We start from the raw sequence: 9,469 nt of genomic DNA, 5'->3' as shown, positions 1-9,469 counted from the left end.
TTTATTTCATATATGAAATGTTATGAATAGAAAACGATCCATATTACTTCCCAAAAATGAACGAATGCTCCTGCAAGTCGGTGAGCAGTTCAAATTGGCACGGTTACGAAGAAAATTGAGTGCTGAACAGGTCTCTGAACGTGCAAATATTGGTACATCAACTCTCTGAAGAATAGAAAAAGGTGATCTTGGTGTGGCGATTGGAAACTACTTCCAGGTTCTCACCGCTCTGGGGCTGGAAAAGGATATCTTAGATCTGGCTTCAGATGATGAACTTGGGAGAAAAATTCAGGATGCTGAATTGACCTCGAAAAAGAGAGCCCCGAAAAGAGGGAATAAAACGTAATGGCATCAAATCAGAAAAGAAAAGAGATACTGGTTTACGCAGATCTGCCCTTTTTTGCAGTTGAGAACTTGACTGCTGTCAAGTAATACTGACAATAGTCAAGTTGAATTAACATTTGTCAAGTTATATTGATATATTGTTATACAGATTGATTAAACTGTAAATAGTCATGAAAAACTCTGAAAATCAGCTTAGCGCATTAAGGTACCCACTTACAGCCATTCTTGGCTCGAAAGGGCATGTGATTGTACTCCGTGTATTAATCAGATCAAAGCACCCATTAAGTCACTCTGAACTGCTGGAACGAACCGATCTGTCCAGGCAAGGGGTTTATGACATCACGAAAAGACTGGTGGAAACCGGGGTTGTAACCTATACCGGGTACGGCAGACAACAACTGGTCACTGTGCGGGAAGATTACCCGCTTTACAGGGAGTTAGTAAGTCTATTTAACATGGAAACCCAACGTTATAAAGAATTGGTGGATACTTTACGTTCAGGGCTGAGTAATCTCGAGAGACAACCTGAATCAGCTTGGATCTTTGGTAGTGCTGCACGCGGTGAAGATGAGTATGGTGATCCTGTTCAAATAGCACTATTGGGGAAACTGAAAACAATTGACTCTTTAACCGGTGAATTCAGAGAAAAGCTGATTCAGTATAAAGTAGAATCAACATTTGATGTAACGATTGATATCAGAGGCGTAACCATCGCTGATTTGGAGACAAAACCCTATCTTACTGAAGAAGGAACGGTTCATTTGTGGGGGATCGATCCAAAAGATTATCTGAATCCTCAGACCAATAAATCCACTTCAGTGACAAGCCATAAAGATCTTGATGAAAGATCGATGGTGGAATCAAAAATCTGGACAGAACTGCTCAAATCAAATCCGGAAATTATACCAAGAACCATCTCCTTGCTTGATAAGCAAATCGATAAAACTTCTACGGGTGAGAAGTTGGAACTGTTGGAATGGAAGAATCTTCTTGAAAACAGTTCTAATCAGAGATTGAAAAAGTTTATGGAATCGGATTCTGAGAGAGCGATTCGTTTACGGCAATCACTCCCGTTTTGGCAAGTACTTACGGAGAGTGAAAAGAATAAGTTTGAACATTTAAAAGAGGTGCTTAAGCAATCATGAACAGAGAACAGCTGGAACATGCCATCCGAGCAGCCTGCACGGTTTCTGAAGATGAGGAATTGATAATTTTTGGTTCGCAGGCAATTCTTGGGCAATACCCGGAACCTCATACAGAATTACGAAAATCGATTGAAGTAGATGTTGCGCCAAAAAACAGGCCTGAAGCAGTTGATAAGATTGATGGCGCGTTAGGTGAGAATTCTCAGTTTCACAAAACTCATGGCTTTTATGTTCACGGGGTTCCAATTGAAACAGCTAAGCTTCCTGAAGGGTGGGAGCAAAGAACGAACAAGGTTCATGATTATATGAATGAAAATAACATTGGTTATTGTATTGAAGCTCACGACTTGGCTGCGAGTAAGCTGATAGCCTTTCGTGAAAAAGACACTGAATTTGTAAGGCGATTGATTCTCGAAGATATGATAGGCGTTGACACCCTTTTGAAAAGATTAAAGGTTACAGACGCAGAGAAAGAGATTAAAGACCGTGCTATACGATGGGCGGAACGTATAGAAGCCAGCCTGTAAGTGGTTGGTTTTATCAATATTATAATTGTACTCACCCCAGCAGGTCGGTCACACCCCGATAGTTCAATGCCGTGCTGTGATCGTAAAATTCAGCCGTTACAACCGGTGTAGAGTGACCCATAATTTTGCTCACACCATAGATATCGGCTCCCTTTTGGAGAACGTGAGTTGCAAAAGAGTGACGAAGGCAGTGAAACTTAAGCTCTTTGGGCAGTTCGGCCTCGTTCATCGACTTGCGGAACATGTCTTGAATCCCCCGCCTTTCATACTTGCCGTAACCACGATGCTTTTGCAGGACATAACACTCACTGATCTCCTTGCCTTCATACCACTCCGGATTTTTGCGTTGTTTAGCTCTGAGCTGGTTTTCGAAGATCTTAATAACATTAAATGCTTTGTCGTTCAATGGTACGGCTCGCGAGCAGTTGGCTTTGGTAATTTCAGCCGAAAGCTGAATGTATTTATCCTCCAGATTTACCATTCTCCAGGTAATATCGGACATTTCACCAATCCTCATTCCTGTGTAGTAGGCAAGCCGAACGATTAGCCCGATCATTTTTCCCTCGGTCACACGGAACAGCTTCTTAATTTCAAACTCTTCAAATGCTCGCCTGTTAGCTTTGGCTTCAAACAGGTAATCCTGTCCCTTATAGGGCATTCGATCAATCATTTCGTTTTTGTAGGCCCAGTAGAAAGCACTCTTTATGGACCGCATTTCAATGTTAATGGTAATCTTCTGTATGCCATCCACATCATAGCGGTGGATCTTATAGTCCTGAATATCCTTTCGGGAATATTTTTTCATCACCTTGTCTCCACAAATACGGATAAAGTGTTTCATGGCGTTGCGGTAACTGACCCCAGTCTTGGGGGCACAGTTGGCGCGGATATGTGGGTTGTAGTTCTCCTTCAGGTATTTCGATAGCAGGTCATCCCCCGGAATTTTGTTCTCTTCCTCCTGAATTTTCTTGTATTCCAGGATTCTCAGGAACCCGGCTTTCTCCGCAGTCTTCATTGCCTGATCTCTCTTTTTTTGAGTTGTTCTCAGCGGGTAGGTAATTCCAGTAGATAAGGTTTTTTTTCTTCCTTCATCATCTTTGAAAACCACGAAGATCCGGTAGAGCTTGCCTCGCTTATAGGGGTAAATTTTATAGTTCATTGGTTACTTTATTTGAAATTTAAGAAAGAGCGAAAAGTTCATATTTGAAGGGATTGAAAAGAGGGAGAAGAAATTAAGCCATCACTGAAAAAATTATTCCGAACGGGGAGTTTCACTAACGATTTACTAACCTATAAGAAATGCGGAACAAGTGTTAAAGAGCTGACGCTGGTTTTAAGATTTATTCAAGTGTCCTTGATTCACTCTCAGACTGCAAACAAGTTTTGAGGGGAGAAAAGAGAGGATTTGTTTCACAATTGTTTTACAGTGGAAAATAAAAAAGCCGTAAAGCGTTGTTTTATTACACTTTACGGCTCGTTCTAAGTACCTCGGGCCGGGCTCGAACCGGCACTGACATTGTAATGTCAATTGGATTTTAAGTCCAACGCGTCTACCAATTCCGCCACCGAGGCTTGCCTAATTGGCACTTCTGCTCGTTAAAACAGATTCCAAATATAAGGGAAACCCATCCACTTGAACAACATTTTTTCCTGATATCTTTTGCTTTTTCTCTATACCCACCTCTTTCATCAAAAACTTCCAATTTACTCTCCTTTTTTCAGGAACATTTCAGTACAAATTCATTACAAATATTTCTGCCCGGCAGAATCAGCTATCAACCGGTTATCTACTGTTTCTGCTCTTTTCTGAAATATACAGGCCTTAAACATCATGAACGACAGTATGACTGCCCGGAAATCTGACGGAAAACGCTCAAAATCTAAACGCGGCTTTTTTGGTTCTTTAAACTCTGATCTGGCAATTGATCTGGGGACTGCCAACACGCTTATCTACATGAAGGAGAAAGGCGTAGTGCTAAACGAACCCTCCATTGTAGCACTCGACCCCTCCGATAAAATCATTGCCGTTGGACACCAAGCTCAGCAAATGCATGAAAAAACACATAAACAGATCCGAACCGTGCGTCCGCTGAAAGGTGGCGTTATTGCTGATTTCAATCTCGCTGAGAAAATGATGAAAGCAATGATTCAGAAAGTGATGCAGAAACGTTGGTTTTCACCTGTTAAAACCATGTTGGTAACTGTTCCCAATGGAATTACCGCAGTTGAACGAATGGCCGTGCGAGACAGTGCCGAGAATGCCGGAGCCAAAGAGGTATTCCTGATCGAAGAGACCGTAGCTGCAGCTGTAGGTATGGATCTGAACGTCAATGAACCGGTAGGTAATATGGTCGTAGACATTGGCGGCGGAACGACTGAAATTGCAATTATTTCACTTTCAGGAATTGTTCATGCGCAGTCCGTTCGTATTGGAGGTGAAAGAATGAATGAGGAGATTGTCAATTTCATCCGCAGAAAACATAATTTGTTGATCGGCGAACGAACAGCCGAAAAAATAAAGCATAAAATTGGTTCCGCTATTCCCGGTGAGCAGGAACTTGAAATGACCACAAAGGGGCGTAACCTTGTAAGCGGAGTACCAAAAAATCTAACTGTTACATCAGAAGATGTTCGTGAAGCCATTCATGAGTCTGTTAATACGTGCCTCGACGCGATCACAAAATCCCTTGAAAATACTCCTCCTGAACTTGCAGCCGATATCCTTGACCGGGGAATTATGCTTACCGGGGGCGGGGCCCTTCTAAAAGATCTGGATAAAATGATCTCGGAAGCCATCGAACTGCCCGTTCACATTACGGAAGATCCGCTGACAACCGTAGTGCGCGGAACCGGAATTATTTTAGAAAATTATGACGACTACACGAATGTGATGTATTAAGCTTTTACACATACTCGGGTTCGTGTAATCACGTAGAGAGTTCTGTCTAATTTCTATTTTTACAAATATTTGCTGTAAGGAGTCCCGTTTTTAAGTGCCTTATGTTCGATTCTTACATTTATTTGATTTGATCTAAGATCAACAAGAGTGAAAAATCAAAATAGATACCCGAACCAATAAAGCTTTTAGGTTTTGAAAAATAAAATTCATCAAACAAAACAGAAGGAAATTGAGGTTTACAAAAAAATTGAAACCTACATTTCCGGAAACCTTTCCCAATTCGAAATTGAAGAACTTTGGGAGATCCTGATCAATAACCCGGATTTAATGAATCAGCTTGAAACTGCACTTAATGTCAGGTCATTGGCAAAAAATCATCGGGGCAAAATTTAGAAATCTATCCGAAATTGTGTCCGCTCACTGTCGGTTTGAACCCAATTCAATTTCAGAGTTTGTCGATCAGGATTGTAGGACCATCCCTCCTCTCCCCGCTGCAGAATATCACCATTTGCAGTTATCTGGCGAGGTTCATCTACAAACTTGAAATACATTTGGTATTCTGTCTTCTGCCGTCTGTTAGGGAAGTTATTGACCTGAGCACCAATATTAAAGGTTGAGTATCCATCTCCTTCAAAATAGCGATAGGCGATAGTTGAAAATTCTCCGGACAGATATCCCAAAGTCTCGCCATCATCTTCATACAGACGGAACGTCCCGGAGTTGCCTCCGTAAACTTCGAGTAAAAGTTGATGATTATCGTTTGTTGTAATCGGTAAACTACCGTCCGGTCTCTTTGGGATGATAGCACCGGCTTTCACAAATAATGGAATGGAGTGGAGTGAAACATCAACTTCGATCTGTTGTTCTCCCTCTAGTCGCTGATCTGTTTCATATTCATACCAGCTCCCCTCAGGCAGATAGAGTTCACGTTTCTCTGCTCCTTCCTCAATAACCGGCGCCACTAATAAATAATCCCCAAACAGAAACTGATCCGGATGATTTCGGTCTCCCGTTAAGAGCTTGGTGCCAATTGTTCGGGCTCTGTTGGCATAGCTGTAGATATAGGGAAAAAGCCGGCGCCTGAAATCGATCAGTTGACGGTAATAGTGCCGATGCCCTACCGCCTGATCTCTCGATTGAAATGGAGTAAACATCACATTCTGAAATGTGGCCAGCTGCATCGTTCGAATCATCAACTCCTCGGAAATGTCATAATCAATTTGATGATGCGGATCATACCAGTGTGGTAGAATGTGAAGCCATGGACTTTCGTAAGTAACCCGGTCGGGATTTGAAAGCAGGTGAACCGTTTGTCTGAGTGCATCAAATCCGGCACTTTCTGCCGGTCTGTACCAGGGCAGTGGAAAGATTTTATGGTTAGAGTCGAGAAGATTATTAACCGGATAGAAAGCAAAAAATCTGGAATTTGACGTTTCAGACATTGAGTTTTTAAAGGATGTGTAATCCGTATAAAACCTGAAATCCTTTCGATCCAAATCTTGTGCTAAAATAGTACCGGAGGTGGTATCCCGATGATCCGGATTTTCGCCGCTGTAATAGTCATCAAATAATCGTGCGTCCGATGCGGCCCCACTTTGATTTGAGATTACACCAAAAACCCACGATGGCGGAATTCTGGCCTGCAGAAGTCTTTTTTCAATTTCCGGCTCCATACGCCAATCGGTGGTTTCGGGGTAACCGGCACCTGTGGGAATTACACTGCCGTCTTTTGAAAGATGTATCTTACTTATGATCAGCCCGCCGGTTCCGCCAGACTCCAGCTGGAGTTTATAAAATCCTTTCTCTTCAGCATGCAGTACAATCGGCTCTTCGGTAATCTGATCAAGGTTTACCCATCCCGGAATATTACCTGAAGCCAGTTCCACCCGGTGTACTGATAGTGTTTCATTAGATTCTTTCAAAAAACGTATCTGAAGTAGATTCTCCCCATCATTTTTTGAACCGCCCAACAGCCAAAGCACATAACTTCCACGATTTTGGATATAAAACGGATAGATTACTTCACCGGCTCTGATCTCACTGAGAGAATCAGATACAATGGAAGATGCAACAATCGTAGAATCGGAACTCCAAAATTCCCCGGGATTTTGGGAGAAAGCGTTGATTGAAACAATACCGTTCGCTTCATAAACATCTGCAGCCGGCGGGCGATTGCAGCCGGCCAGCAGGAAAACGATGATAAACAGAACCCAATTCACTTTTGTTGAAGACATATCCTGATTGTGTGATCTCGTTAATCGAGTCAGAAAATCGTGAATTGACATTCAAATTGTAAACTAAATATATACGCTGCCTAAATCACCGGAACTATTATGGTACGCAGACAGGGTTATATTGGGAAGGGATGCCGAAAAGCACTCCGTCCGGATAATTTATGTGCTGAAGCACTCTCGGCTAATGTAATCTTAGTTGTGGGCTTCGTTTACTTGTTCTTTAAAATCCTTGGAAATTTTAAGAACTGGCACATGTTGTTCCGGTACAATTACTTCTTCGTTTGTTTTGGGGTTTCTTGCCACTCGCTGTGCTCGTTTTACAACCTTAAAGCTTCCAAAGCCACGGAGTTCGATGTGCTCGCCACGCTTCATGGCATCGATCACCGTATCTATAAATCCGTTTACTACGGCTTCAGTTTCAACTTTGGTAATTCCCGTCGATGATGAAATTACATCAACAATATCTGCTTTCGTCATAATTTTTGGGATTTACGTCAATTTTTTTGATTAAATACGAATCTTATTTAGAGAGTATTTTTTAACTCTTTAGTTTTGAAAGTGATTTTGGGAAGCTATCGTTCATTTGATCGCTAATTTTCACAAAATTTAAGATAAATCTTTTATACATTCGGTCTTGAATTAATCGGAATCTAAAAAAATAGAATGGAAACGCTTGACAGAGTAGTTGATTTTGTAAACAATCTTGTTTGGAATACCCCGGAAATGCTGCCATTGATGGTAGTTGCACTACTGGGTTTTGGTATCTTCATCACATTGCGAATGGGCTTTATCCAGCTTCGCAAATTTGGTCATGGTGTAAAGGTAGTAATGGGACATTACGACAACCCTGACGATACAGGGGATGTCAACCATTTCCAGGCACTTTCAACAGCTTTGTCTGCTACGGTTGGTATCGGTAATATTGCCGGTGTAGCGATCGCAATTCATTATGGCGGACCCGGTGCCCTCTTCTGGATGTGGGTAACTGCTTTCTTTGGAATGGCCATAAAATATTCAGAATGTTTACTGGCTATTAAATATCGAATTAAAAATGCAGACGGTTCCGTTTCCGGTGGACCGATGTACTACATTGAGCGCGGTTTGGGGCCAAACTGGAAGTGGCTTGCCGTAGCATTCTCTGCACTTGCGGTTATTTGTTCCTTCTTTACCGGGAACGCGATTCAGGCAAATACCGTAGCCGATGTGATGGAAAATTCATTCTTTTTTACGGTACCAACTTATGTCACAGGCCTGATCACCGCATCCCTTGTTGGATTTGTAATTATCGGCGGAATTAAGCGTATTGGTTATGTAACTGCCCGCCTCACTCCATTGATGGCAATTCTCTATGTTTTGGGTGCTCTTGTAATCCTTCTGATGAATTACGATCAGGTGATCCCCTCTTTTGTTACAATTTTCACCTATGCTTTTGATCCTGTTGCCGGAGCATTCGGTGTCGGTTCCGGGATGTTCATCACCACAATGGTCTGGGGTGTAAAGCGCGGACTCTTTTCGAACGAAGCGGGTCAGGGTTCAGCCCCAATTGCACACGGTGCTGCGAAAACTGAAGAGCCCGTTCGTGAAGGTGCTGTAGCTCTGCTTGAGCCCTTTATCGATACAATTCTGGTATGTACCATGACCGGACTCGTGATTATTTCAACCGGAGTTTGGGATACAAAGCATCCAACAGATGTAAACCTCAACTCTCCCGACATGGGTTATGAGGTTACTGAAGTGACTGATAGTCCATATATTCTTGAAGTGAATGAAGGTATTGTTTCAAATGGTACACTCCTTCGCAATAACTTTTCCATCGACACGCTCTATGTGAATCCGGCTCAAACCGAATTTTTCACCGGTACCATTGACATGAGCACCAACACTGCTTTCCGGTCAGACACGGGCGAAAGCACCGGAACCGTTTATGGAAATGCGATTTACAATGGTGCAACACTCACCTCACAGGCGTTTGAAATTGGGCTCGCTCCGCTATTCCCCGGCGGAAAATACCTGGTAACCATCTGTGTTCTCCTTTTTGCTATCTCTACTTCTATAGCCTGGAGTTACTATGGTGACCGCTCCATTCAGTACCTAATCGGAGACAAATCGATCATCTACTACAAAGGAGTTTATATTCTTCTCCACTTTATTGGAGCCATTACAGCATTGGGTACAATCTGGGCAATCGGAGATATCGCACTTGGATTGATGACATTCCCTAACCTGATTGCGCTGTTTGCCCTTTCCGGTGTTGTCTATGCGACATCCAAAGAGTACTTCAAGCGTATGGAAGAAAGTGAGGACGATGAGTAAACGTCA

The 9,469-nt window shown here is 42.5% G+C and carries 10 protein-coding genes and 1 tRNA gene; 7 read left to right on the top strand and 4 right to left on the bottom strand.

Going from position 1 to position 9,469, the window contains the following annotated elements:
• The first annotated feature begins 22 nt into the window (after nucleotides 1-22).
• The 4 genes from BG260_RS14260 (at nucleotide 23) to BG260_RS02475 (ending at nucleotide 2,017) form a co-directional block, all read left to right on the top strand.
• Nucleotides 23-169, top strand: a complete 147-nt coding sequence (locus BG260_RS14260; RefSeq protein WP_218089713.1) for a hypothetical protein — start codon at nucleotides 23-25, stop codon at nucleotides 167-169.
• Nucleotides 170-193: 24 nt separating this feature from the next.
• Nucleotides 194-346, top strand: a complete 153-nt coding sequence (locus BG260_RS14255; RefSeq protein WP_218089712.1) for a hypothetical protein — start codon at nucleotides 194-196, stop codon at nucleotides 344-346.
• A 169-nt stretch (nucleotides 347-515) separates the two neighbouring features.
• Nucleotides 516-1,490: a helix-turn-helix domain-containing protein gene (locus BG260_RS02480; protein ID WP_069130354.1), complete on the top strand. Its 975-nt coding sequence runs from the start codon at nucleotides 516-518 to the stop codon at nucleotides 1,488-1,490.
• On the top strand, nucleotides 1,487-2,017 hold the full coding sequence (locus BG260_RS02475) for a DUF6036 family nucleotidyltransferase (protein WP_069130353.1): 531 nt from the start codon (nucleotides 1,487-1,489) through the stop codon (nucleotides 2,015-2,017). The genes BG260_RS02480 and BG260_RS02475 overlap by 4 nt, the downstream gene beginning before the upstream one ends.
• A 31-nt stretch (nucleotides 2,018-2,048) precedes the next feature.
• Here BG260_RS02475 and BG260_RS02470 read toward each other — a convergent pair whose 3' ends face one another.
• Both BG260_RS02470 and BG260_RS02465 read right to left on the bottom strand, forming a co-directional pair.
• Nucleotides 2,049-3,176, bottom strand: a complete 1,128-nt coding sequence (locus tag BG260_RS02470) for a tyrosine-type recombinase/integrase (protein WP_069130352.1) — start codon at nucleotides 3,174-3,176, stop codon at nucleotides 2,049-2,051.
• Nucleotides 3,177-3,501: 325 nt separating this feature from the next.
• Nucleotides 3,502-3,589: transfer RNA gene (locus tag BG260_RS02465), tRNA-Leu, on the bottom strand.
• A gap of 259 nt (nucleotides 3,590-3,848) precedes the next feature.
• Here BG260_RS02465 and BG260_RS02460 point away from each other — a divergent pair.
• Together BG260_RS02460 and BG260_RS02455 are read left to right on the top strand one after the other, a co-directional pair.
• Nucleotides 3,849-4,916 carry a rod shape-determining protein gene (locus tag BG260_RS02460; protein WP_069130351.1) on the top strand — a complete coding sequence of 356 codons (1,068 nt, stop codon included), beginning with the start codon at nucleotides 3,849-3,851 and terminating at the stop codon, nucleotides 4,914-4,916.
• A 192-nt stretch (nucleotides 4,917-5,108) separates the two neighbouring features.
• Complete coding sequence (locus BG260_RS02455; RefSeq protein WP_069130350.1) at nucleotides 5,109-5,309, top strand: hypothetical protein; 201 nt, start codon at nucleotides 5,109-5,111, stop codon at nucleotides 5,307-5,309.
• Here BG260_RS02455 and BG260_RS02450 read toward each other — a convergent pair.
• Nucleotides 5,306-7,150: a glycoside hydrolase family 31 protein gene (locus tag BG260_RS02450; protein ID WP_069130349.1), complete on the bottom strand. Its 1,845-nt coding sequence runs from the start codon at nucleotides 7,148-7,150 to the stop codon at nucleotides 5,306-5,308. The genes BG260_RS02455 and BG260_RS02450 overlap by 4 nt on opposite strands.
• A gap of 192 nt (nucleotides 7,151-7,342) precedes the next feature.
• A complete protein-coding gene (locus BG260_RS02445; protein WP_069130348.1) occupies nucleotides 7,343-7,627 on the bottom strand; it encodes an HU family DNA-binding protein in 285 nt (94 codons plus the stop codon).
• 186 nt (nucleotides 7,628-7,813) lie between these two features.
• Between BG260_RS02445 and BG260_RS02440 the strand changes: the two genes are divergently transcribed.
• Nucleotides 7,814-9,463 carry an alanine/glycine:cation symporter family protein gene (locus BG260_RS02440; RefSeq protein ID WP_069130347.1) on the top strand — a complete coding sequence of 550 codons (1,650 nt, stop codon included), beginning with the start codon at nucleotides 7,814-7,816 and terminating at the stop codon, nucleotides 9,461-9,463.
• Nucleotides 9,464-9,469 lie beyond the last annotated feature (6 nt).

This window comes from Rhodohalobacter halophilus (assembly GCF_001715195.1).
Taxonomy (GTDB): Bacteria; Bacteroidota; Rhodothermia; order Balneolales; family Balneolaceae; genus Rhodohalobacter; species Rhodohalobacter halophilus.
This window is presented reverse-complemented; position numbering and strand designations above follow the sequence as displayed.